Origin of the sequence: Microcoleus sp. K1-B1 (genome assembly GCF_036704705.1) — a bacterium.
In the GTDB taxonomy this organism is placed as follows: Bacteria; Cyanobacteriota; Cyanobacteriia; order Cyanobacteriales; family Microcoleaceae; genus Microcoleus.
The window spans coordinates 1-24,172 of the sequence record NZ_JAUBSH010000102.1 but is presented as its reverse complement, the minus strand read 5'-3'; the positions used below and the strand labels follow the sequence as shown (position 1 = coordinate 24,172).

Genomic DNA, 24,172 nt, shown 5'->3' with positions numbered 1-24,172 from the left:
ACGTCTTAAGTTTAACTCCAATTAGGTAACTTAATATTTTGTTACATAGATTGGTTTTTTCCCGCCTACCTACTTACGGTTTATGGTTGAATGAAAATACCGATCGCATTATGAACTCTCGCCGCAGTTGACGGAGGTCGATCGAGCAAACTACCTCCCAAATACAAACTCGTCGAACTTCCCCCATCCAAATTTAAAGCCTCCACAGCACCCATTTGCTGCAATATCTGCGCGAGTTCTGCGAAATTTGGCCCCGCCCCGCCCGCGCGATTGTGCACCGCTACAATCAGCAAATTCCCCGCAGCAGTTCGCCCGATCGCACTTCTAATTGCTGTCTGTCTAACATAGGCATCGCTAAACCCTTCCGCCCTAGCATCCAGCACAACTTGACTGTTTTGTACCAACACCGGCCCGCCGCCGAGAATGTAAGGAAAACGGTTGAAATCAGCCGGAAAAGTGTTAGTTTCCAAACGCAATAAAGTGCCGATAGAGAGTTCAGATGCAGGGAACAAATCGGCACGCAAAGCCAAAATATAACCGTTAGCTGGAATGGGAAAAGTTGTTGTTCCCACCGCACCTCCGGGGGATTGGCTGACAACTCTATCACCCGCAACTGTCACAACTATTTCATTGCCCGACAACGGAGTATAAGTTGTTCCCCAATCAGAATTGTAGCGACCGATTCCCGGTTGTACGTAGGCACTATTGAGATGAGAAACAGGCAAAAATTGATTTGCCGGAGTGATCACAGTTTCTTGCAAAGTCAAACGATCGATCGCAAATTCTCCCCGATCGTTCCACGCGATCGCCCCCCGGTTCAATATCGGCCCGGAAAGCCATTTATTGTCGCGCCGAATTGCCCCTAAAGCTAAGCGATTAATTCGATTGAAAAACCCTGCATTAATTGCAGCAGCAGCACCCAAAAGTTCGGCTGTTTGCAATAAAGGTGCAGTGCCTTGATCTGTCGGCTGATTGCTAAGAATTGGTCGAATTTTCACACCCGCTTGACGCGGATTAACTTCTAACCAAACTACCGGAAAACGATCAGTTCCTAAATTTTGATACTGCTGTCGCCACTGCACACCGGGCGCCCAAACAATGTTTTTTTCTACTAACGAATCTGGCCGAATGTCGATAACTAATCGATTGGGATTTCCCAGACTGAAAACTTGCGGCCTCCAACCTAAAGGAATCTTCACTTTGACTCGGGTTTGAGCGCCGTCAGGTTCGACTTTTAGTGATAGCAATTGTTTGCTGGTTGAGAAAGTCTGCTGAATTATGGCGGGATCGACTTTGGCATCGATCGCGATCGACCATTCTTGACCGGCGATCGGCGCTACGGGCGTTATTTGCAGCGGCAGGGCGGGTTTGGTCGGGTCGTCTGGTGTTTCGAGGTTTGGCGCTGCGCGGAGGTTTTGCAGTGGGATAGGGGGCTTTGTGGGGTCGTCCGGGGGGTTGGGTGTGGGTGTCGGCGACGGGATTGGTTTATTGACAAAGTTAACTTGCCAGGGGGCGGGTCGATCGAGATCTACTACAATGCGATCGCCCGATTCTATTTGTGCTTGCCGAATTCCGGTAACACTTGCAGTTTGAGACGTAATTTTGAGAATATTCCCATCAGCAGATATCTCCCAGCCCGCAAGTCTAGCAAAATCCGTAACATCTAAGTAACGATACGGGCCTGTTGCCCGCGCTGCTAAGCTTTGAGCACCGGTTAAAGATACGGAAAACCACTGCACAGGTTGTTTGGTACTGTCGGCGCTGCTAAGCAAATCCACTCCCGCACCTTGCATCAATCCAACATCAGCAATCCAAGTTCGGAAATTCGCAGAAGTGCTGTTTGCCGGCTGCTGAGTCCAACTTAGGGGGAGAATGCGGCCGTTTAGAGAAACTTGGCGGCCTTGTTTGATTCTGGAATCTGGCGGTAGGGATTGAGTCAAAAACTTATATTCCGACAGGGAATGAATTCCCTGTCTCATAGCTGAAGTCCTCTCAAGAGGACTATCGGTCAATATTTCAGTCGGTTTCAACCGACTTTCGCTATCAGCCAGGGAATTCATTCCCTGGCGGGAACTCGAAGCATGAATCAACTGCTGAACCCAACTTAGGGGGAGAATGCGACCGTTTAGAGAAACTTGGCGGCCTTGTCTAATTATCGAAGAGGGCGGTACAGATTGAGCCAAAAGCCTATAGTCCGACAGGGGTTGAAACCCCTGTCTCATAGCTGAAGTCCTCTCAAGAGGACTATCTGTCAATATTTCAGTCGGTTTCAACCGAGATGTTGCACCATTTTCAATTACTTGTTTAGCAACAGGCAAGATGCCTGTTCCACAAGAAAATTCACTCTTTGTGGAACGGGCATCTTGCCCGTTCTTGAGAATGGTGCAAGATGCAAGTTTTAACTGAGATGTTGCACCATTCTCAATTACTTGTTTAGCAACAGACAAGATGCCTGTTCCACAAGAAAATTCACTCTTTGTGGAACAGGCATCTTGCCTGTTCTTGAGAATGGTGCAAGATTTCAGTTTCAACCGACTTTCGCTATCAGCCAGGGAATTCATTCCTTGGCGGGATCTCGAAGCATGAATCAGCCCAGCCCTCTCCGCCTCTTGTGCTCTTGCGGGTTGATTCCACACTAAAGACGGGACGATCGCCAGTACAGGTAAAATCGAGACTGACAATATTAGACGCCAATAGAAAAAATTACGTTTCACAGCTTACAACTCACAATTTCACTTCTAAACGCATGGGGATTTAGAAACCCGGAAAATCTGTATGTCTCTTTTTACTAAATCTGATATTTTTGGCGATCGCACTAATTGCCCTCAAGCCCTACTACAAAAGGCTCACCCCGGAATAGAAATCACAAACTCCGAACCCTGCCCCAAAGAAGAATTCACGAGTAACGTACCTCCATGTTTTTCCACAACAATTTGATGTGCGATCGACAATCCTAACCCGGTTCCTTGACCCACAGGCTTGGTTGTGAATAAGTGGTTAAAGATATTTTCTTGGACTTCGTTCGACATCCCCACTCCATTATCCTTAATCCGAATCAAAACCTGATTGTTGTCTTCGCTCAGAGCAGTTTGAACCGTGATTTGATTAGGCAGGGCTTTAATTTCATTAAAACTCCGCCCCTTATTGGACTCCTCCAGAGCGTCAATGGCATTAGCCAGCACATTCATAAATACCTGGTTTAACTGTCCGGGAAAGCATTTTACGAGGGGCAAGTTACCATACTCTCTCACAACTTCAATGGCAGGGCGGAACTCGCTGGCTTTTAAACGGTGCTTGAGAATCAGCAGAGTGCTTTCAAGTCCATCGTGAATATTGAAAGAAACGGGTCGATCGCTATCTGCCCTGGAAAACGTTCTCAAACTCGTACTGATATTGCGGATGCGATCGACTCCTTCCTTCATTGAGCCAATCAATTTTGGCAAATCTTCTCGCAAATACTCCAAGTCCATATCCTCTATTTCGGCTTCAATTTCCCCTCCCGGATTGGGAAATTTTTCTTGATACAAATCAATCAAATTGAATAAATCCCCCACGTAGTCTTGAGCAGGTTGCAAGTTGCCGGCGATAAAGCCTACGGGATTGTTAATTTCGTGGGCTACCCCTGCGACTAAATTTCCCAGAGCCGACATTTTTTCACCCTGCACCAATTGCAGTTGCATCTGTTTGAGATTCTGAATAGACTGCTCCAGTTTTTGGGCATAATCCTGAGATTGTTGATAAAGCTTTTGAGAATGCTGATATAAGCGGGCGTTTTCCAGCGAGATGGCAGCTTGGGAGCAGAGGATGTTAAGCAGAGCGACGCGATCGCCTGTGAATGCCCCCGTCGTCAGATTATTTTCCAAATACAGAATTGCCATCATTTTGCCTTGATGGATAATCGGAGTACATAGGATGCTCTTAGGTTGGTGCTGCTTGATATAGGGGTCCGCAGTAAATATTAATTCAGTCTTGACATCATCGAAAACTAGGGTTTTATTGCTACGTTTAACGTAATTAATCACAGTCTGGGGAATAGAGTCGCTCTCCTCAATCCCAATAGTTTCTTGCAGAAGACAGCCTTGGCGATCGCTACAGTGGACGGCGATAGTCCAGTTTTCCTCTTCTTTCAAAATTAATACTCCTGTTTGAGCGCCTGCATTCTGAATCGCTACTTCCATCAGGGTAGTGAGCAATTGTTCCAGCTTTATTTCGCTAGACAAAGCTTGATAAGCTTTGATAACAGTTGGTAAATCTATTACTGTGGTACTCGTACTGCCAGCAATTGTTTGGCGATGACTAGAAATTAATGAAGTCTCATGGGAAGTAGTACCTTTCTCGAACGAACCAGCATTTTCCTGTTTGAAGATAGGAGCAAGAAGTTCGGGATAGCGTTGTTCTAAATCGTCGATTTTTGCTTTCGCTCCCCAACGAGCATAAGCATAGTAAGCATCTCTTAGATATACCTGGCCAAGTTTTTCTTTCCCCCATGCCATGTAGAATTTAGCAGCCAATTCATTCGCCAGAGCTTCTTCGTTGAGATAATCGTTTTCTTTAGCAAGAACAATAGCGCGATCGTAACTTTCCATCGCCTGCACATTTTCACCCAGCACTCGGAACAGTTCGGCTTCCACTAAGTAACATTTGTGAGAGAAATTCATGGGGGCGTGAGTCGCCCATTTATGAAGGGTTTCTTGGTTGCTTTTTACTTTTTCCAGATGTTCTTGTTTCTCTTCGGAGGAAGCCACATCGGTACAAACGCCCAGCCGTGCTAGAGAGTCATAAAAATAGAACATCGGCACGTTGAGCATACCCGTCACCGCGTCTAAATACTGTTCGGCTTGCCGAGCATTTTCTAAAGCTTGCTCGGTTTCTCCAAATAGGTAACACACAAGCATTTTATGGAAGTGCAAATAGTGGAGTCCGTTGCGATCGTTTGCTTGGATGTGAAATGGGAGCATTGTTTCTTCATTGTAGGCATCTCCCACAAATTGACATGGATTTTCCGATCGCCCCAGCAGGTTTAATAAAGCCTGATGAACGATTTGAGTATAATTTAACGCTGCTTCTTGTTTAAATTGAACCAGCGCATTGCAGTAAGTCGCTACCTCCTCTTCGAGTCCGGCAATTTCCCGACCGATTAAATATGAATATTGAGAGATTTCTTTGGCTGAATATCCTAATTCTAGCTCTCCTGTTTCCAGTCCTCTGGCGTAACCCTCTTTTAAAAGAGGGATGGTTTCTTTAACATGATGTTTACCATGTATGATGTGAACGCCGACTGTATAATATACTTTAGTTTTGAGGTAATTAGCATTAAATAGATCCACAATATTTAACGCCAATTGCCCAAACTCACATCCTGTTTCAATGTCTTGAACTACACCGCTTAATACCAATCCATACAAGCCGTAAGCAAAGGCAGATAAGGGGGCATTCCCATAACTAACCGACAAATGCACCATTTCCACAATAACCAAAGGCAGGAGAAGTGGAGCTGTGATGTAGGCTGGAGAAACTAAACCTGATAAAATTCGCAAGGCTGCTTGCTTTTGGAGATTTTCCATTTCTGGCAAATCAATAAACTCCGCGATTTTTTTACCCGCAAAAAGTGACGCGGTTTGTTCTAGTCGCTGCTGAATATCGGCCGGAGTTGGATTTTCTGGGAAGCAGATTCCCAAGAGTTTGAGAACTGCTAACCCCATTTCAACGGCTTGTTTGGGTTTGACCTGCGCCGTACAAGCAGAAAGCTCGATTTCATAAACTTTGACCTTATCCAGCAGCGTTCTGGCATTGTGGAGGACTAAAGCTGCTAATTCCTGCATTTCCTGAAAATCATAGCTCAGGTATGCAGTTTCTGCCGCTAATACGTGCAGTTCGAGGGCTGTTTCATAGTGAGTTTGCCAGCTATCGGGAGCTAGGATTTGCCTGCCAAAATTTAAATATTTGCGTGCTGCAGCATAAGCAGTAGCAGTCTTCGCCTTGCGTCCCGCCGTCAAATTCAACTCAGCCAGTTGGTAACGCTGTGTTGTTTCGGCAATTAAATCAACACCATAATTCAACTGGTTGACTATATTAAAAATTTGCTCTTCCCTTTCAGTTGTCGGAGTATTAATCAACAACAGTTGGCCAATATTGAGGTGAGTGGATTGTTTATGGGATTCGGGAATCAAAACGTAAGCTGCTTGCTGTACGCGATCGTGCAGAAATTTGTAATAACAGGAGTCGGGATTCTGGAACCATGAGTCAGAAGTATTGCTGTCTCCTTGTGAATTCTGATTTATGAATTCAAACTCGTCTGAAGTGAAAAATTTATAAACTTCAGTTAGTGGGAGAATCAACCCTGCTTGCAAAGCCGGCCACAAGTTAGCTGCCGTATCTGAAGCAGATTTTTCACAAACTACCGCCAGCGTTTCTATATCAAATTCGTTGCCAATGCAGGCAGCTAACTTTAAAACTTCTTGAGTCTGGGATGGCAACTTTTGCAATTGCAGCGCCATGAACTCTACAACATCATCTGTCAGGGCTAAGCTTCGCACTGTGGCGATATCGCACTGCCAATACCGCTCCTCAAAATTAAAGGTAATTAGCCCATCTTTATGCAAAGATTTGAGAAATTGCGTGCTAAAAAACGGATTGCCTTGGGTTTTTTGATCGATTAGTTCTGTTAAGGGCATAGCCAACGCTCTAGAACAAACTAAAGTATCGGCAATCAAACAATTCAAATTGAAGCAATCGAGCGGCGCGAGGGTAATGGTGTTTACCGTAGCTCCGGTTTGTTGAATGTCGGATAATGTCAGCACTAAAGGGTGTACGGGACTGACTTCGTTATCTCGATATGCTCCAATTAATAAGAGATAGCGCCGATCGCGATCGCTCGTCAGAAGTTTAATCAAGTTCAATGAGGCTGAGTCGGCCCATTGCAAGTCGTCTAAGAAGATGACGAGGGGATGTTCTTTGGTTGTGAAGAGTTGAATGAAGTTCTCGAGTAACCGATTGAAGCGATTTTGGGCAGCACTGCCGACGAGTTCTGGTGCGGGTGGTTGCTGTCCGATAATCCGTTCTAGTTCAGGAATTACCTCAACGATTACCTGAGCATTCTCGCCCAATGCTGCCAGGATTTGAGTCTTCCACTGTTCAACTTTAGCATCTGTTTCGCTCAGCAATTGCTTCATTAAATCGCGAAAAGCTTGTACAAAAGCTGAGAAGGGTTGGCTGCGCCCAAATTGGTCGAATTTGCCTTTGATGAAGTAGCCTCTAGCTGCGACAATCGGTTTGTGAACTTCGTTGACGACGGCGGTTTTGCCAATGCCTGAGAAGCCAGCCACCAGCATCATTTCGGCGCTTCCTGCACTCACGCGATCGAAGGCTGTCAGTAGGGAGAATACTTCGATCTCTCTACCATATAATTTTTCGGGAATGATGAAGCGATCGCACAAATCTCGCTGCCCTAGTTTAAAAGAGGCGATTTCTCCAGTTTTTTGCCACTGGTACAAACAATTTTCCAAATCAAACTTGAGTCCGATCGCACTTTGATACCTATCTTCAGCATTTTTCGCCATCAGTTTGCTAACAATTTCAGACAACACCAATGGAACTTTATTGTTGAGGTGATGAACTGAGATAGGCTGCTTGGCAAGGTGACAGTGTACTAACTCTATCGGATCTTCGCTTTGGAAAGGCAACTGTCTCGTCAGCAGTTCGTAGAATGTGACTCCCAGAGAGTAGAAATCCGTGCGGTAGTCAATCCCTCGGTTCATTCGCCCAGTTTGTTCTGGGGATATGTAAGGTAAAGTGCCTTCAAGGAGGTTGGGATTTTGAATTTCTTGGGTTTGGCGTGGCAACAGGGAAGCGATGCTGAAGTCAATCAGCTTAACTTGTTTGCTGACAGGGTTAATTAAAATGTTGGCGGGTTTGAGGTCCTTATGGATGACGTGGTGGCGATAAAGTCCGTCAAGCGAGTTGGCAATTTGAATGGCAATGGGAAGAAACTCGTTAAGGGGCAAGCCTTCTAGGGGTTCGTTGCTGGCGAACACCAGACTAGCGAGGTAGCTACTTAAGGAAATTCCGCCAAAGTCTTCCATCACCAGAGCATAGTGGTTATGGTATGTCTCCAGGCTGTATGCCTTGACAGTGCCGGGGATCTCTAAGTTTTTAGTAATGACAAACTGATTGCGAAAGTGAACCAGTTCGTGGAAGCGGGGAAAGTCATTTCGCAGCAGTTTGATCACTACCGGCTGCTGATCGGAAGACCGACGGCCACGATAAACTAGAGTTCGATTGCCTGCGTATATTTGCTCGTTAATCTGATATCCTCGAAAAATATTTGTTATGCTAGCCATATCTACGTATTCCTACTGATTCTGTCAAGCATGAAGCTTTTTAGAGTTACTATCTACTATTTTCGCTCTATCGCCCGTGCTATTGATTAACTATACTTAGTTTAATCTACTTTGTAGCTCAAATTATGAAAACGCCTTTTTAAAAATAAGACTTAATATTTTATGTAAAAGATATTGATACTGGAGTTGAGCCCAAGTAGAAAATGAAGGAGGCTAATGATGATTAAAGGACAGCAGTTAATTAAGGTGTAATTTAATCAGCCAATTAAGAGGATAAAAAGCTGGTTAAAAATCCTAACCTAGCTAAGTCAATTAACGATGGTATTGGTATAAGTTCCGTTTCTGGAATGAGTAGTTTGCAAAAGTATTTAAAAGAGTCACGGTTGCAGTTAATCCGCAATACACCAGCCAAGAATGCTCTAGTTGCGGAGTCGTGGTAAAGGAAATGCTATCTACCAAAACCCATATTTGCAAGTGTGGTTGTGTATTAGCTCGCTACGAAAACGCAGCTAGAAACATCCTCCAAGAGGGAATGGGTACGGTCGGGCAGACCGAAACCTCTGGATTAAATTTAGGCAACGATTGTGGAGAGATAAGCTCTCCTGAAGAAGAGAGAAATCCTGCATCAGCAAATCGTCTCAACGAATCAAGAATCAAGCGCGTCTTTAGATCGGAGAGTGTCAAAAACGTTTGTGGGTAAAAAAATACAAAATAGGCTTATGGAAAACTGTCAACCTTTTTTGGCTAGGCCTCTTAGCCTGGGTTCTGGACATCGCTGACAAGACTTGCGCGCAAACTCTGAGTGTAATGGGTGAAATTTTATCAATTTTTTGATAAACTTGATGTTCGCGGCTTGAGAGTAGACTTCACAATAAGACAGGTTTCACCAGTTGTGAACCGCGCTGCTACATTGCACCTACCGACTGAGCGGGCAGGTGGCTTTTGTGTCTGCGGGCGCTGACGAAAGCAACTCAACAGCGCAGCAAGCAAAATAACGCTAAAGTTACTATCTACCTGAGTTCGCAAGGCTACCCTTCGGGACTCAGGAAAAACCCACACAAAAAACTAGAGCGCCTGCAATGTATCTAGTTGCAGGGCGGCGATTTCCCAAAGAATCACTGCTTTTTAACAGCAGGGTATTCTAGGAGACATCTCCGAAGCGATGCGAGCTAGATAATTTAAAATCTGCAAACAGGGTTTTAGTGCTAAGTACAGGCAGCATCGACGTAAATTTTTATCCAATCAGCTTCCAATGTGCTGTTTTAAAGTTTACTAGGCTCCCACCGCTCGGCAGCCTTCTCTCTCCGAGCTATAAAAACACATCCACCACACAATCACGGAAATAACATTCAATCAACATGGGTAACACGATCGATCCAAACAGTAACAGAAACGTGCATCAGACTGAGCGAGGAACTCCATTCGCCGGCCAAAGCTGGTTAGTGGAAGAAAGAGATGCCTGCGGTGTGGGGTTTATTGCCAACCAAAGCGGCGAAGCTACGCACTCGATTATTGAAAAAGCGCTCCCAGCTTTAACTTGTCTAGAACATCGCGGCGGTTGCAGCGCTGACTCAGATTCCGGCGACGGTGCGGGTTTGATGACCGCGATTCCTTGGGAATTGCTGGATACTTGGTTCGCCGAACAGGGAATTGTGCCTCCCCCACGAGAAAACTGCGGCGTGGGAATGCTGTTTTTGTCTCAAGATAAATTTCAAGCGACTATAGCGCGGCAGGTGGTTGAGCAAGTTCTGACCGATCGCGGGCTGAAAGTTTTGGGATGGCGCAAAGTTCCCATTGTACCATCGGTTTTGGGCGAGCAAGCGCTAGAAAATCAACCTCAAATCGAACAAGTAATTGTCAGTTCACCGCACTTAGCCGGAGACGAACTCGACAAACATCTATTTCTGGCGCGCCGCACGATCGGACACGCCCTGTCAAATCGCCCCAACTTCACCCGCCAAGACTTTTATACTTGCTCTTTCTCCTGCCGCACGATCGTCTATAAAGGCATGGTGCGATCGGCCGTATTGGCAGAATTTTACCAAGACCTGAAAAATCCCGCTTATAAAAGCTCCTTTGCCGTCTATCACCGGCGCTTCAGCACCAACACCATGCCCCGCTGGCACTTAGCCCAGCCAATGCGCTTGCTGGGACACAACGGGGAAATTAACACGCTGTTGGGCAATATTACCTGGATGAAGGCGCGGCAAGCGAATTTAGCTCACCCGAATTGGACTCAAGCTGATATCGACACGTTCAACCCAATTGTCAATCCCGAAAGCAGCGATTCGGCCAACTTGGACAACGTGATGGAGTTGTTGGTGCACTCAGGCCGCACCCCCCTAGAATCCCTGACAATTCTGGTGCCCGAAGCCTACAAAAATCAACCGGATTTGGCTCCATATCCAGAAATTGTCGATTTTTACGAGTATTACAGCGGCATTCAAGAACCTTGGGACGGCCCGGCACTGCTGGTGTTCAGCGACGGCAAACAAGTAGGTGCTACGCTCGATCGCAACGGTTTGCGGCCGGCCCGCTACTGCATTACTAAAGACGGTTTGGTAATTGTGGCCTCCGAAGCGGGAGTTGTGGATATTCCCGAAGCAGATATTGTCGAAAAAGGCCGTTTGGGGCCCGGACAAATGATTGCAGTTGACCTGCAAACCAAGGAAATTCTCAAAAATTGGCAACTCAAACAGCGAATTGCTAAGCGGCACCCCTACGGCGAATGGCTGAAACAAAACCGCGAAATCTTGCAACCGCAGCCTTTTGCGGAAACAGCAACCCTCGACTCGCAAACGCTGTTAGCAACCCAAACTGCTTTCGGCTACACAGCCGAAGATTTGGACATGGTAATCGTCGAGATGGCGAGTTCTGGGAAGGAACCGACTTTCTGCATGGGCGACGACGCTCCCTTAGCTGTATTGTCAGAAAAGCCTCAGTTGCTGTACAACTATTTCAAACAGCGGTTCGCTCAAGTGACAAATCCGCCGATCGACCCCCTGCGCGAGGGGATGGTGATGTCGCTGACGATGAATATGGGTCTGCGGGGCAATTTACTGCAAGCAGTGCCGGAAAATGCCAAGCTGCTAAAAATTGATTCCCCCGTACTCAACGACGCTGAACTGTCTTTCTTGAAAGAGCAAAAGTCTTTCACCGCAACCGAATTGTCAACGCTTTACAAAATTGCTGCCGGGCCTGGAGGTCTGAAAACCGCAGTCGAGCAACTTTGTCAAGCGGCGGCTGAAGCGGTGCGCGAAGGTTCGAGAATTCTGATTTTGAGCGATCGACCATCGAAGGAAGAAGGAAGAAGGAAGAAGGAAGAAGGAAGAGGGGAGAAGGAAGAGGGAGATTTATCTACTGTGGGATTGAGTGCAGAATGCACTTATATTCCGCCATTCCTGGCAGTTGGTGCGGTTCACCACCACTTAATTAGCGTCGGGCTGCGGATGCAAACTTCCCTAGTTGTCGATACCGCCCAATGTTGGAGCACTCACCATTTCGCTTGTTTGCTCGGTTACGGGGCGATCGCTATTTGTCCTTACTTGGCATTGGAAAGCGTGCGCGCCTGGTGGTCTGACCCCAAGACTCAAAACTTGATGCAGCACGGCAAAGTTCCCAATATTACCGTGACACAGGCTCAAGCTAGATACCGCACAGCGGTGGAAAATGGGCTGCTGAAGATTATGTCGAAAATGGGGATTTCGCTGCTGGCTAGCTATCAGGGGGCGCAAATCTTTGAGGCGATCGGCATTGGCGCTGATTTGCTCGATTTGGGTTTCAAAGGCACTGTTTCCCGCATCGGCGGTTTGAGTGTGGCGGAACTGGCTAACGAGGTAATGTCTTTCCACAGTCAGGCTTTCCCAGAATTGCACCTCAAAAAGCTGGAAAATTACGGCTTTGTGCAGTACCGCCGGGGCGGTGAATATCACATGAACAGCCCGGAAATGGCGAAGGCTTTGCACAAGGCTGTGACTACTTTTAACGAAGGAAGAAGGAAGAAGGAAGAAGGAAGAAGGGAAGAGGAAGAAGGAAGCAACGGTAACGGTAATTCAGTCCTTGGCGCGAGCGGGGACGATCGCACTGAGGCAAAAACGGCTTACGATCACTACGAGGTTTACAAGCAACAGCTTGAAAATCGCCCGGTAACGGCTTTGCGGGATTTGCTCGACTTTGCGAGCGATCGCCCTTCCATTGCGATCGAAGAAGTAGAATCTGTAGCAGATATTGTCAAGCGCTTCGCCACCGGCGGTATGTCCCTCGGCGCTTTGTCCCCGGAAGCCCACGAAACTCTCGCGATTGCCATGAACCGCATCGGCGGCAAATCCAACTCCGGCGAAGGCGGCGAAGACCCGGTGCGCTACAAAGTGCTAAACGATGTGAGCGCGGCCGGTTTCTCACAAACGCTACCTCACTTAAAAGGTTTGCAGAACGGCGATACAGCTTCTTCATCCATCAAACAGGTAGCTTCCGGGCGTTTCGGGGTGACTCCTGAGTACCTGATGAACGCCGAACAAATCGAAATTAAAATCGCACAAGGTGCGAAACCGGGTGAAGGCGGTCAATTGCCGGGGCCGAAAGTGAGCGAGTACATTGCTTATTTGCGCCGATCGAAACCGGGTGTCACGCTGATTTCGCCTCCTCCTCACCACGACATTTATTCGATCGAGGATTTGGCGCAGTTGATTTTTGACTTGCACCAAATCAATCCGAAAGCAGGAGTTTCGGTGAAGTTGGTGTCGGAAGTCGGCATCGGGACAGTAGCCGCCGGTGTCGCCAAGGCAAATGCTGATGTGATTCAAATTTCCGGTCACGATGGCGGCACCGGTGCTTCGCCACTGAGTTCGATTAAGCACGCTGGTTCTCCGTGGGAACTCGGATTGACAGAAGTTCACCGGGTGCTGATGGAAAATAAATTGCGCGATCGAGTTTTGCTGCGCGTTGACGGTGGCTTTAAAAGCGGCTGGGACGTGATTGTAGGCGCTTTAATGGGCGGCGAAGAGTACGGTTTCGGCACGGTGGCAATGATTGCAGAAGGCTGCATTATGGCTCGCGTTTGCCACATGAATAGTTGTCCGGTGGGCGTGACAACTCAACAAGAACACTTGCGGAAACGGTTCCCCGGTACGCCGGAACACGTTGTTAATTTCTTCTATTTCGTAGCACAAGAAGTGCGGAGTTTGTTGGCGAAATTGGGTTATAAGTCGATCGCAGATATCATCGGCCGCGCGGATTTGTTGAAAATGCGCGATGGGGTGAAACTAACTAAAACTCAAGCGATTAATTTGGATTGTTTGACCAAGTTACCGGATACTAAGAGCGATCGATCTTTCTTGATACACGGCGACGTACACACCAACGGGCCTGTGTTAGACGATGATTTGCTCGCAGATGCGGAGATTCAAAGTGCGATCGCCAATCACGGCACTGTTAGCAAGAATGTAAAATTGGTGAATACCGATCGCACTGTGGGAGCACGTTTGGCAGGTGCGATCGCACAGCAACACGGCAACACAGGCTTTAGCGGTCAAATCACCCTCAACTTCACTGGTAGCGCGGGCCAAAGCTTCGGCGCGTTCAATTTGCCGGGGATGACGCTGGTACTGTCAGGCCAAGCCAATGACTACGTTGGTAAAGGAATGCACGGTGGCGAAATCGCGATCGCACCGCCGGCTGGTGCGACTTATGATGCTTCCGAAAATGCGATCGTCGGTAACACTTGTTTGTACGGCGCGACGGGCGGAACTCTTTTGGCTGCGGGTAAAGCTGGCGAACGGTTTGCGGTGCGTAACTCGATGGCGAAAGCTGTGATTGAAGGTGCGGGCGATCACTGCTGCGAGTACATGACTGGCGGCGTGATTGTCGTGTTAGGAAAAGTCGGCCGGAATGTCGGCGCTGGAATGACTGGCGGCTTGGCTTATTTCCTCGATGAAGATGGGACTTTCCCGGCTCACGTCAACGGGGAGATTGTGAAGATGCAGCGCGTTTGTACGGCGGCTGGTGAGGCGCAATTGAAGGAGTTGATTGAGGCTCAGTGCGATCGAACTGGCAGCAAGAAAGCTGAAAAGATTTTAGCAAATTGGTCGGAATATTTGCCTAAGTTCTGGCAAGTTGTGCCGCCGAGTGAAGCGAATTCGCCGGAGGCTTCGGAACAAAAGATTGCTGTGGAAGCGTAGTTTTCCTGTTGGTTAAATAGATGAGGGGCGACGCGAGTTGCCCCTTTTTTGCATCTACCGGACTTACATGGATAGTTCACAAAACCTCAAAAAACCCTCTTGCTCCTCCTTAGCAACCTACCGTGTACACAGAAGTTGATTCTGAGCTAGTTTCCATCCCAAAAAGATGGATTCAAACTGTCGGAGTCCATGAACAAGCGTAGGCATTCCAGGAGGTCTCTGAGAACTATAACCAGACCAACCCCCAAGTCGAGCGATTAACCAAGTAGCCCAAGGCAAGGAGGCGGGAGGATAGGGGTTTTGTAATTTTTTCGTGCGCCCTTGAAGAGAGGGTGCAATCACTTCCAAGCATTGCTGTTGCTCATCACAGAAGGTAACAGAAGCGGGTAAGTCCTGATTCTCGCGTCCTTCAACCATTTGTAGCGTTCTTACGGCAACACTATCAGCCAAAACCGTGAGTCGTTGAATAGCTTCCACGGACTCTAATTGGGTAGCTTCAAGATTTAATCCCGCTTTTTTTTAGCGTGGCAAAAAGTTGTTCAATACGCCATCGCCATCGATACCATTCAATAACTTGTAATGCTTGCTCTATGCAAACTACCCTGTGGGTTGTGAGTAATCGCCAGTGAATTGCTTCTTGCCCCGGTGGGGGATTAACTTCTATTGCTTCAACTGCGTAAAGAGTGATACTAGGCGGATAATCTCGTGCATTCAATTTATCGGGACGCTGGATCTTAACACGCTACACAACGAATAATCAGCAATGCTTCTCTCGCCGTCCGACGAATGCGTGGATCGGCAGGGACATCAATTGTATAAGTTCCCTGACATGGATGTTCTCTTAAGTAGGTATAAAGCGATTGAGATTGTCCTAACAACCGACGGTCTTGACAAACGCGCACCAATACATGATTATGTTGGTTAGGAACCGTCGCCCATTCTTCATAAAAGTCACTTTCGCGATCGCCAATGTGAGTCACCATCCTCGCACCCCCGCTACTTAAGCACCGTTGACTGCGCTCGGCAGAGGCTAAACATTTGTAATATTCTTTCTGCTCTATCGGCAAATTTTGATACTGCCGTTCATGTTTATTTAGATGCTCTAAATCTAGACTCCACAGTTGCACTGTGCTTAACCCTAATGGGAATCCGCTTTCGCTATCTAAAACCAATGTAGGATGTAGATAAAAGCTTACATCTGTGTTGTTGCTGACTACTCCTAATTGATCGGGTTTTAGTCGGTCTGAGTGAAATTGTAAGTTAATTTCAGTGCTATCACTTATGGCTAATATATGTCGTCCAACTAAGTTGCTGTTGGCAGTGATCCGACAGGCTCCGTATTAACTCCGATACTGTCACGTTTTTGTTCTCCAAAAAACGATTGTATCCCACTTGTTCAGATCGATAGAGGCTGATTTGACGAATGTTTACCGATTGATATTGGCGCATTGCCTCATATAATGCCGCCCCCTTTTTACTAGCCTTTGGTCTCCAAAGGCTCTTCCTTCCAGGGCTTCGGCGTGAATCAGTATCGGATTGTACACTGTTTATACCTCTGTCAAATCCTTTTTCTAGTTTAGTTTGAATTGTGTACACGGTAGTAATAAGGGGGGAGTAAAAGTTTCTATAATCCCACATAGAGTGGGTTGTTTGTATGGGACGATAACGGGATATTCCCCGCGCAATTTGCAGGGTCAAGACCCGTTTTTGGCGGTTTTACAAAATGAATGATGCGGTTCCTGTGCCCGATCGCACTTCTGCGATTCCTCAACCGCTAGCCTCAGTTATCGATCGCGCTTTAATTGACAATCCTGATATTTATTATAAAAGTGCAGCGGAATTTAAACAAGCCCTATTCAATAGTATATCGTAAATTATGGTTGACTACCAATAGGTTTTCCGAAACCCGGTTTCGTGAAAAAACCGGGTTTCTTGGTATTCTCAATCTGCCATCACACACAACACATACTCTCCTTGATTTACTGACTGATTCGTCGAAACATCAAAAATGAAAAGATCCGACTCAGCACAAACATCAACCAAACTGGGAAATTCCCCATTCTTATTAAAGCTGAGAATTTGATAAAGCCGATCGCCCTTTTTGACATAACTCCCCAATTGCACTCGATTTTGAATCATCCCGCCCGCCGGCGCGTAGTATGTGTTCAGCGAATGCTTGGGGGTGAAAATAACTTGATGATTCACAGTTTCCGGGAGAGGAAATCCCTCTACTTTCAATAAACCCTTACTTGCTAAGTAATTTTTGATGCCCCGCAAGCCATTCGCCACCGACTGGGGATTCATTTCCATCCCCGAACCTAATTCTAAAGTCCAAGCTTCCACGTCAAATTTCAGCGCACTTCCCAACTCGGCTAAAATCTTCTCCAAAGCCAGCCAAGGCTTGAGAAACGCCTCGTCAAAAGCATCCCCATCGTACTCGTCCATCAAGATTGCGCGATCGAGCAAAAAAGCTTTCGCACTCTCCTCGCGGGAATTAAAACAGTAAAGGTAATCTAAACTTTGATTCGTAGAACTGTGCAAATCCAGCACATAGTCAGCATCCAAACACAAAGATTGTAGCTGATATCGGTAAAGTTCGCTGTAGGGGCGGCAACTAGGAGCATTAATTTTTGCCAACTCTTTCGCAAAACTCAAAGCAATCGCTTTTCTGTAATTAACTTTGACAGTATCAGCATCGAGATTGAGGTGAGACTTCGCAAAACCCAGAATATCTTCACCTTGCTTTTCAAAATCCCAGAAAATCCGGTTCCAATTTACCCCATCATAAAGATTGTAGCGACCAGGGGAAAAATGGTGCGATCGCTGACTGACACCCACAGGATTGCAAACCGGAACTAGCCAAATTTCCCCGCTTAACTGGCTGCTGTCCAAAGACATTAAAAACTCAATTAATTGGTAAATCACCGCATTACCGCTAATCTCAGCGCCGTGCAGGTTAGATTGGAGATAAGCTTTTTTGCCGGGAATCGCACCTTGGAACTGATAGACTTGCAGTGAAAGCCGATCGCCAGAAGCAAGCTGCACCACAGGAATAGTCGAAATAACTGGAATCATAGAGAAGGAAAATTGGGGAATGGGGAATGGGGAATGGGAATGGGGCATGGGGCATGGGGCATTGGTAACTGGTAATTGTTACTAATGACTAATGACTAATGACTGATGACTTCATAGCCGATTTGCTGACGAAGGTCTAAAATCAGTACAGTCCTCTGCTGACTTGCTTTCAGCAAGATTTAAGCATACTTACCCTGAAACCTCATAATAATCCTTGTGCCAGACACTGCCCAGAACCGCCCAGAGCTGGATCTGAAGACCATATTTCCATTCGAGCTAGATAACTTTCAGAGAGAGGCCATCGCCGCCCTCGATGCAGGTAAATCCGTTGTCGTGTGCGCTCCCACAGGCTCCGGGAAAACGTTAATCGGGGAATACGCCATCCATCAAGCACTCTCCAGGAAGCGGCGCGTCTTCTATACCACTCCCCTCAAAGCACTCTCTAACCAAAAGTTGCGCGACTTCCGCAGTCAATTTGGAGACGACAACGTAGGTTTGCTCACCGGCGACATCTCCGTCAATCGAGATGCGCCGATTTTGGTGATGACTACCGAAATATTTCGGAATATGCTCTACGGTACGCCGATCGGAGAAGTCGGTACTTCCCTCACCGGAGTCGAAACCGTGGTGCTCGACGAGTGTCACTACATGAACGATCGCCAGCGTGGTACCGTCTGGGAAGAATCCATCATCTACTGTTCGAGCGAAATTCAACTGCTCGCCCTCTCAGCAACCGTTGCTAATAGTGACCAACTCACAGACTGGATTAACAAAGTCCACGGGCCCACAGAGCTCGTCTACTCAGACTTTCGGCCAGTGCCGCTGCAATTCCACTTCGCCAACCAAAAAGGGATATTTCCCCTGCTAGACGAGACCGGCAAAAGAGCGAATGTCCGGTTAGTCCCCAAAAAAAAGCAGCAAAAAGTAGAAAGAGGCAGCATCCCCACTCCGAGTTTGACCGATGTTTTGGCGCGGTTGGACGATCGAGATATGCTACCAGCAATTTACTTCATCTTCAGCCGTCGCGGGTGCGACCAAGCAGTCGCAGAAGTCGGCAATTTCTCCCTGGTTAACGAAGCCGAAACAGCCGAACTCAAACGCATCATTGACGATTTTTTACAGCGAAACCCAGAAGCAGAACGCTTCGGTCAAAAAGAAGCACTTTTAAAAGGCATCGCCGCCCACCACGCAGGCATTTTGCCCGCTTGGAAAGGTTTAGTAGAAGAACTCTTTGGCAGAGGTTTGATCAAAGTCGTATTTGCCACCGAAACCCTAGCAGCCGGGATTAATATGCCCGCCCGCACCACAGTCATTTCCACCCTGTCCAAGCGCACCGACAAGGGACACCGACTGCTAAACGCTTCAGAATTCCTGCAAATGGCCGGTCGGGCGGGTCGGCGGGGCATGGACAAGCTGGGGCACGTCGTCGCAGTTCAGACGCGCTTTGAAGGCGCAAAAGAAGCCTCGTATTTGGCAACCGCCAAAGCCGACCCCCTAGCCAGTCAGTTTACGCCCAGCTACGGCATGGTGCTGAATTTGCTGCAAACTCACACTCTTGATGAAGCTCAAGAGTTGGTAGAGCGAAGTTTCGGTCAATACCTGTCTACTTTGTACTTGCAGCCGCAGCAATCAGAATTAGACCGACTGCAAACAGAATTGGCGGTGCTGGAAGAGTCCCTCGCGGCCGGAGGTAATGTCTCCACCCTGGAAAAACACCTCGCCCATTACGAAAAATTGCAGGGCAGACTCAAAGAAGACAAACGTTTGCTGAAAACTCTATTGCAGCAAGCTGAAGAAGCCAGATTTAAGGAAATGTCCGTAGCTGTGGCTTTTGCAGTGCTCGGCACGGTTCTGAGCCTCAAAGGCAAGCACGTTCCGACAGCCAAACGATCGCACACAACTCCTGTACCCGCCGTATTGGTTGCCAAAGTCGCAGGTTCTGGCCAAGCACCAAATTTGGTGTGCTTGGGCAAAGATAACCGCTGGTATGTCGTCGCCATTAGCGATGTCGCTACCCTGCACGCCGAATTACCCCGCTTGAGCGTTGCAGATACCTTGAACCCCCCGTCGGAAATGCCCCTGAGACTCGGCCAGTGCCGCTTGGGAACTGAAGAAACTGCTTCAATTGCTGCATCGATCCCACCATTGCCGACACCCGAACCGAGCCCAGAGGCGATCGAGCAACAGCAGAAAATCGCAGCCGTAGAAGCTAAGCTAGAAATTCACCCGGTTCTAGAATGGGGCAATCCCGGTACTTTGCTCAAACGCCAGCGCCGCCGGGAAGAATTGAAAAAAGAAGTTCGCAAAAGCGAACAAGAGTTAGAAAAGCAGCGAGCTCGCTACTGGGAGCAATTTCTCAACTTAATCGACATCTTGCTGAATTTCGGCTGCTTGGAAAGAGTAGTTTCGGCAACTGGAAACCGAGATGACTCCTCCGACAGGTTGGTGCCCACCGTCTTGGGGCAAGCTTGCGCCGCCATTCGCGGCGATAACGAACTGTGGCTGGGTTTGTCCTTGATGTCTGCGGAGTTTGACGAACTCGATCCCCACCACCTCGCTGCTGCTTGCGCGGCCTTAGTTACAGAAGTTTCCAGGCCGGACAGTTGGACTCACTACTCGCTGTCGCCGGAAGTTTTGGCACCTTTGGACAATCTGCAAAAAGGCCTGCGCCGCCGATTGTTTCAAGTGCAGTACCGCCACGAAGCTGCGATCCCGATTTGGCTGGAACGGGATTTAGTGACTTTGGTCGAACAGTGGGCTCTGGGCGTTGAATGGCTGGACCTGATTAGCCATACGAGTTTGGATGAAGGGGATGTGGTGCGGATTTTGCGCCGGACTTTGGATTTCTTGTCTCAGATTCCTCATGTTCCTCATGTTTCGGATTCTCTGCGGAGGAATGCTTGTCGGGCGATGCAGTTAATCGATAGATTCCCGGTGAATGAAGCTGCAACTTAGAAAATTGTTGACAGTTGACTGTTGGCTGTTGACGGTTGACTGTTGACAGTTGGCTGTTGACAGTTGGCTGTAAGCTGTGTGGCATCTAAATTGTATTTGGGGTTTTTCAACCCAAATGCACCCAGGTTTTAATCTAAAATCGTTTCCGGTTGCATCGGTATTGTTCAAATGCCCAAATGGTCAAACAGTCATTTGTCAACTGTCATGAGGAATAGACCCAGATTTAAATCATTGGTAACAAGTTAAGCTAAGAAAGCATTTGTCAATCAGCAATTATGCTCAACATTTACTGGGATTTTGGGCATAAAACTGAGATTTGGGCGATCGAGGAATCATGAGGAATCATGCCGAGGGTGATATTTATACCTACTCCCTCTCAAATCGTGAATTTTCCACTCCTAAAAAAGCAGTTTTTTTGAGTAATATTACTGATTGACAAATGCAATTAAGTCTTAACTTGTCACCAATGGATTTAAATCCAAAATCTAAAATCCAAAATCTAAAATCCAAAATCTAAAATCTAAAATCGATCGATCGCACTTTTTCCTGATTCAGGTTGCAGGCCAGGATAGACAATTGTATGGTGCGGATCGATCGCTCTTAATTGTTATTGAAATTTTCCGAAACGGTGCGCTGGGTAATTCTCATATTTATGATGCAACAAATCAAAAAGCCCGATCAAATGCCTGATGCCTGCTCCCAGGTTCAAAAAATTCGCTTTTTCACTTTCTTGCAAAGAGTCTTAATTGGAACTCTAGCGAGTACATTACTCAATCTCTTCATCCTATTTCCCTCTCCGAGTTTCGCAGAAGTAGTTCTGGGCGTTGTTCGCAGTTCCGAGAATTCTCCCGACTGGGTAAAGATTACCACGCGCCTCTGGGAAAGTGGCATTGCTTACAAACCAATCAATCTCGAAGAAATCAAAAGTACGGCGGATTTAACAGGCGTTAACGTGCTGTTTTTGCCCAACATTGAAACTTTGACTCCGGCACAAATTAAAGTTTTAGAAGCTTGGGCCTCCCAGGGCGGCCGCTTGATTGCTTCGGGCCCCGTCGGCCGCAGTTCCCCGGCCTTAGTGCGCCAATCTTTGCGATCGCTCCTTGGGGCCTATTGGGCTTTTCCGTTAACCCAACCGGCGACTCCGCAACCGCGCAGTCGCTGTCGGGATCTTGCTTGCACTACTTCTAACAGTTGGGTGCCCCCAGAACAAAAAAATGCCTCAGTCCAAGGCGGTGTCTTGATTCCGGCTGATGCGAACAGTCAAACTATTGCTACTTGGAAAGATAGTTCCGGTTCCTCCGCAGCCATCGCCACGGATCGCGCTACATATCTCGGCTGGCGCTGGGGTAGCGACGGTTCGGCAAATGTAGATAAGGCTTGGCTGCAAGCCTCGATCGCCCGCTGGGGAGGCACAATCGCTTCTGCGCCCTCCGCGCCACCCCCTGCTGCCGCGACCCCACTGCCAACTCCCCCCTCAAGAGTCACTAGAAACAGCCCTAGTTTGCCGCGTACTACCCCGCTGAGCCGACTTTCTCCCTCTGGCTCGCTTCCCGATCCAGTACCTGCAACTTTTACAGACCCTTCGGATCAGTCGGCGCCGGCGGGTTTGGACGTGCAGCCAAATTCCAATAAGCCGATCGTCAGCATTGAAGCGTACTTGATGCGCCAAGAACTCACAAACCTCCTGGGCCGGTTTGAAAGCGCCCTGACAGCATCTAATTCAGCCAATACCGCCATCAATCTCAATGCTGCTACCTCCCCTCAACTGGTGGCGGCAGAACAGGGCGGAGGCGGCCCGGCCGCCAGTCGCCCCCCTGTTCTACAAGCGATTAGGGTACGGGCGATCGCCCAAGCGCGGCAGGTTTTGCAAAATTTTGACCAACTCCTGCAACAGCAAAACTACGCGGAGGCGAGATCGCAGTGGGTGGAAGCGCGGCAGTTGCTGTGGCAAAATTACCCGAAGGAAGGACAGCGCGTTGGGGCGGAAATTCGGGCGGTTTGGCTCGATCGCGGGACGATCGTCGCAGCACGATCTGAACAGGGTTTGGCGGCAGTGTTCGATCGACTCGCCGCCGCCGGTATCAATACTGTTTTCTTTGAAACATTGAATGCCGGATATACCATTTATCCCAGTCAAGTTGCACCGCAACAAAATCCCCTAACTGTTGGCTGGGACCCGCTGGCATCTGCGGTAAAATTAGCCCACGAGCGAGGCATGGAACTGCACGCTTGGGTTTGGGTTTTTGCCACAGGAAATAAGCGCCACAATACTTTAATTGGCCAGCCTAGCTCTTACCCAGGCCCTGTGCTTTCCGCCCATCCACAGTGGGCAAATATTGATAATAAAGGACGGACGCAAAATCCTAACGATGGTAAATTTTATATCGATCCGGCGAACCCGGAAGCGCGGAATTATTTGCTACAAATTGTCAGCGAAATTGCCAATAACTACAAAGTAGATGGGGTACAATTAGACTATATTCGCTATCCTTTTCAAGATGACAATGCGAATTTTACTTACGGTTACGGTATTGCGGCGAGGCAGCAATTTAGGCAGTTGACTGGTGCAGATCCCGTGAATATTTCCCCCAGAAACGGCAGTTTGTGGCGGCAGTGGGTTGAGTTTAAAACTAATCAAATTAATAGTTTTGTAGCTGAAGTTTCTCAGCTTTTGCGGCAGAATTATCCGCGCACAATTCTGTCGGTGGCAGTGTTTCCGCACCCGGAAAGTCAGCGGATTTACAAAATTCAGCAAAACTGGGAAGTTTGGGCTCGTCAGGGCATTGTAGATTTGATTGTGCCGATGACTTATGCTTTGGATACGAACCGACTTCAGCGCATCACCGAACCGTTGGTAAAGGAACAAATTCTGGGTTCGGCTTTGATTTCTCCCTCGGTTAAGTTGTTGACTCTCCCGGAAGTTGTGGCGATCGACCAAATTCAAGCTTTGCGCGATTTACCGACAGGGGGCTATGCTATTTTTGCGGTGGAAAGTATCAGCAGCGGGATGCAGGGGTTTTTTAACCGCACTCAAGGCACCCCAGTGCGTTCCACTTCTGCTGCGGAACCGATTCCTTACCGACAGCCGTTTGCGGCGGCGGCTTCGCGGTATACTGCTCTCAAGCAGGAATGGAGTTTTTTATTGGCTAACAATCAGTTGCGGGTGTCGGAATCTGAACTGAAAGTTTTGCAAAGTCGAGCCGATGAATTGGCGCAAGCTTTGAGCAAGTTGGCGGCAAATCCTTCTAGGGAAAGTTTAGCAACTACTAAAAGATTGTTAAGGAGTTTTGAATCTCAATTTCAATCTTCGATGCGCTTGCATTCTGCCGAAAATAGCTATCAGGTACAAACTTGGCAAAATCGTTTGGAGAGTTTGGATATGCTTTTACGCTACGGCGAAAGAATGGAGTTGAATCGCAGGTAAATACAGATTTTTGGGGTGTGTGCTGTTGTGGATAGTGCGATCGTGCTAACATTTGGGCGATCGTACTCTAATTAAGTTAGTTCGCGATCCACGGGTAATCCTCACCTTGTTTTTTTCACAGCCATACGGCTCTCCTGAACTTATGGTTATAAGTTTATCTAATCAGACCAGCAAGCTAATACGCGATTCCTAAAATTATTAAA

7 protein-coding genes and 2 pseudogenes are annotated in these 24,172 nt (G+C 47.7%); 5 read left to right on the top strand and 4 right to left on the bottom strand.

Going from position 1 to position 24,172, the window contains the following annotated elements:
• Positions 1–80: 80 nt before the first annotated feature.
• Both QUA83_RS25550 and QUA83_RS25545 read right to left on the bottom strand, forming a co-directional pair.
• On the bottom strand, positions 81–2,714 hold the full coding sequence (locus QUA83_RS25550) for a phosphodiester glycosidase family protein (RefSeq protein ID WP_333296724.1): 2,634 nt from the start codon (positions 2,712–2,714) through the stop codon (positions 81–83).
• 132 nt (positions 2,715–2,846) lie between these two features.
• Entirely contained in the window at positions 2,847–8,339 is a 5,493-nt protein-coding gene (locus QUA83_RS25545; RefSeq protein WP_333296723.1) for an AAA family ATPase, read from the bottom strand.
• Between the two features lie 427 nt (positions 8,340–8,766).
• Here QUA83_RS25545 and QUA83_RS25540 point away from each other — a divergent pair.
• Both QUA83_RS25540 and QUA83_RS25535 read left to right on the top strand, forming a co-directional pair.
• A pseudogene (locus tag QUA83_RS25540) lies at positions 8,767–9,039 on the top strand (hypothetical protein); the annotation flags it as partial.
• 658 nt (positions 9,040–9,697) lie between these two features.
• A complete protein-coding gene (locus QUA83_RS25535) occupies positions 9,698–14,515 on the top strand; it encodes a glutamate synthase-related protein (RefSeq protein WP_333296721.1) in 4,818 nt (1,605 codons plus the stop codon).
• 117 nt (positions 14,516–14,632) lie between these two features.
• Here QUA83_RS25535 and QUA83_RS25530 read toward each other — a convergent pair.
• A pseudogene (locus QUA83_RS25530) lies at positions 14,633–15,964 on the bottom strand (IS4 family transposase).
• Positions 15,965–16,238: 274 nt separating this feature from the next.
• Here QUA83_RS25530 and QUA83_RS25525 point away from each other — a divergent pair.
• Positions 16,239–16,388 (top strand): hypothetical protein, encoded by a 150-nt coding sequence (locus tag QUA83_RS25525; RefSeq protein WP_333296720.1) that lies wholly within the window; start codon positions 16,239–16,241, stop codon positions 16,386–16,388.
• Positions 16,389–16,456: 68 nt separating this feature from the next.
• Here QUA83_RS25525 and QUA83_RS25520 read toward each other — a convergent pair whose 3' ends face one another.
• The gene (locus QUA83_RS25520) at positions 16,457–17,590 is read right to left on the bottom strand and encodes a succinylglutamate desuccinylase/aspartoacylase domain-containing protein (protein ID WP_333296719.1); all 1,134 of its coding nucleotides are present in this window, start codon (positions 17,588–17,590) and stop codon (positions 16,457–16,459) included.
• Positions 17,591–17,806: 216 nt separating this feature from the next.
• On the opposite strand from QUA83_RS25520, the gene QUA83_RS25515 reads away from it, so the two are divergent.
• On the top strand, positions 17,807–20,545 hold the full coding sequence (locus QUA83_RS25515) for a DEAD/DEAH box helicase (RefSeq protein WP_333296718.1): 2,739 nt from the start codon (positions 17,807–17,809) through the stop codon (positions 20,543–20,545).
• Between the two features lie 682 nt (positions 20,546–21,227).
• Entirely contained in the window at positions 21,228–23,969 is a 2,742-nt protein-coding gene (locus QUA83_RS25510) for a family 10 glycosylhydrolase (RefSeq protein WP_445301815.1), read from the top strand.
• The last annotated feature ends 203 nt before the right edge of the window (positions 23,970–24,172 follow it).

Excerpts from the sequence above, each read along its gene's own strand:
- QUA83_RS25520 (WP_333296719.1), bottom strand. The coding sequence starts at position 17,590 with ATGATTCCAGTTATTTCGACTATTCCTGTGGTGCAGCTTGCTTCTGGC.
- QUA83_RS25545 (WP_333296723.1), bottom strand. The coding sequence starts at position 8,339 with ATGGCTAGCATAACAAATATTTTTCGAGGATATCAGATTAACGAGCAA.
- QUA83_RS25535 (WP_333296721.1), top strand. The coding sequence starts at position 9,698 with ATGGGTAACACGATCGATCCAAACAGTAACAGAAACGTGCATCAGACT.
- QUA83_RS25510 (WP_445301815.1), top strand. The coding sequence starts at position 21,228 with ATGCCTGATGCCTGCTCCCAGGTTCAAAAAATTCGCTTTTTCACTTTC.
- QUA83_RS25525 (WP_333296720.1), top strand. The coding sequence starts at position 16,239 with ATGAATGATGCGGTTCCTGTGCCCGATCGCACTTCTGCGATTCCTCAA.